The 2000-nt window shown below is 56.3% G+C and carries 4 protein-coding genes; 1 reads left to right on the plus strand and 3 read right to left on the minus strand.

Annotation, left to right across the window (positions count from 1 at the left end; all coding sequences use genetic code 11):
• The 3 genes from AC1DZ8_RS33235 to AC1DZ8_RS33245 form a co-directional block, all read right to left on the minus strand.
• Positions 1–284, minus strand: a 284-nt coding sequence (locus tag AC1DZ8_RS33235) for a Crp/Fnr family transcriptional regulator (RefSeq protein ID WP_477402399.1), incomplete at its 3' end; no start/stop codon positions are given.
• Positions 182–676, minus strand: coding sequence for a cyclic nucleotide-binding domain-containing protein (locus tag AC1DZ8_RS33240; protein WP_477402401.1), 495 nt, complete (start codon positions 674–676; stop codon positions 182–184). The genes AC1DZ8_RS33240 and AC1DZ8_RS33235, both read right to left, overlap by 103 nt.
• A 320-nt stretch (positions 677–996) precedes the next feature.
• A complete protein-coding gene (locus AC1DZ8_RS33245) occupies positions 997–1185 on the minus strand; it encodes a DUF3606 domain-containing protein (RefSeq protein ID WP_477311258.1) in 189 nt (62 codons plus the stop codon).
• Here AC1DZ8_RS33245 and AC1DZ8_RS33250 point away from each other — a divergent pair.
• Positions 1184–2000 (plus strand): ATP-dependent DNA ligase (locus tag AC1DZ8_RS33250; protein WP_477402403.1); only part of this gene is annotated, 817 nt, incomplete at its 3' end. The two genes, AC1DZ8_RS33245 and AC1DZ8_RS33250, sit on opposite strands and share 2 nt — an antisense overlap.

Raw genomic sequence — 2000 nt, forward strand, 5'->3', positions numbered from 1 at the left:
CCGCATAAGGCGTCCCAGTTCAGAATGACAAGCCGTCCTTCTTTGTGCTCCAAAAGGCCGTCAGCACGCAGTTTCTTCAACATGCGATTTACGTGCACTACGCTCGCGCCGATTGTCTCGCCGATCTGAACTTGCGTTAGTGGTAACGGATAGGAATTGTCTTTTACCAGTCCCATGACCTTCATGCGCACGTAAAGCTCACAGGCGAGGTGGGCCAACCTCTCCTCCACATCATGCCCTCCCAACACCTTGACCCATGCTCGGGCGACCGCCGCATCGACCAAACTTTCCCGCCAAAATAGATTTGCCAGGCGAGGTGATTTCCGCACGACCTCGAGAATGTCGTGGTGTAAATCACCGCAATCTTGCTTCTACCTATCGAAGCGAGTGTGTGATCCATGATCCTTAGATGCAAGCCTTGGAGATCGGGTATATCGCCGGGGACATGGATTGAGAGCGTTTGCAGGTTGCCGTTGTTCAAAACGCTATAGCGTCGCAGGAGCCCCTCAATCACCAGGCAACAGCGGCTGGGTTCGTCCCCTTCCTGCGCAATCTGCTCACCGGGCTGCAACTGCTTACCCACAAGAACCATCGCTTCGAGGCCCGCGCGATCATCTGATGAAAGTGGACCTAGGCTTTCGAGCTTTCGGATCAGCGGTGTCGTCAAATCGGACATCGCTAACCATTAGCATTTTGTCATGATCTAACAACGGGCTTTGCCGTTCCGTCCCGTTCATACAGACCGGGGACAACCGACTACAGGAGCGGGGCCTCAGGCATTACTTTTCATCGTCCGCAAGACTGAATTCCTGGGCGCTTCGCGCATCCTCATCGACCACACGAAACCAGCGTTTTTGAAGTGCTCGGGGTGACACTCGTCGGCCAGTTATTTTTTCCACTGCTGACAGGGGATCGTCGGCGGTCGTGGTGTGAGATGAGACAAGCTCTTTCCCACGCCATTCCTCTATCTGGTACTCTGGCATATTCCGTGTTTCGCTATCTGTTCCCGAGTGCCTTGGCCTCACGCTCCAACGTGTCGCGATCGTTTCCGTGCTTTGCGATCAGCTGACGTACATCTGGAATGCTGAGACCGAATTTGCTGGCGAGGTAACCAACCTCATACTCTTCGTCGCCAGCCACCTGACTGCGGTCCCGGTTGTCAGTTTTGCTTTTGTCATCCGGCATGATGCGCCTCCGTTTTCCCGAATATCCGCAACGTCGCGCTCGCCGGTTTGTTGCAATCGGCCGTCGATTTACGACTTGGAACTATTTTAGCTTAAGCTTATTTAATCGGGGCGGGTGGGAGGATGAGTGTGTGCGTAACGATGGTGACCGGCTGAGATTTATCAAACCGCAGGAACCACGCTCGGTGCTGGAGCCGCCGGTCAGCGACGACTGGCTGCACGAAATCAAGTTTGACGGCTTCCGCGTTCAGCTCATACTCGACTGGGCCGGCGCCCGCACCTTCACCAGGAACGGCCACGACTGTTCGAAGCGGTTCTGGCCGATCGTCAACGCCGCGGAAAAGCTGCCGGCGAAGTCATTCATCATTGATGGCGAAATGATCGCGCCGGAGGCGGCCGGCCGGCCGAACTTCGATCAGATGCATTCCCGCATGACATGGAACGCTGAACTGCTCGCCTTCGTCGCCTTCGACATCCTGCACCTGGACGGGAAGGATCTGCGCCCGCTGCAGACGATCGAGCGCAAGGCCATCCTGTGGGACTTGGTGAAACCAGCCACCGGGATCATCCAATTCAGTCAGCACGTCGAGGGCGGGGGCGAGGACTTCTTCGCCGCGGCCGACAAGATGAATCTGGAGGGCATGGTTTCGAAACGTCGCAACAGTCCCTATCGCAGTGGTGAATCCGATGCCTGGGTCAAAACCAAATGCTGGGATGTCGACCACCTGGATCTCATCGGCGTCAAGCAAGCGGCCGGCAAGCCTTCCGAGGGGCTGTTCGCAAAGGATGGCAAATATGTCGGCAAGGCCGTAATCG

Source organism: Mesorhizobium sp. P2_F7 (assembly GCF_056403695.1).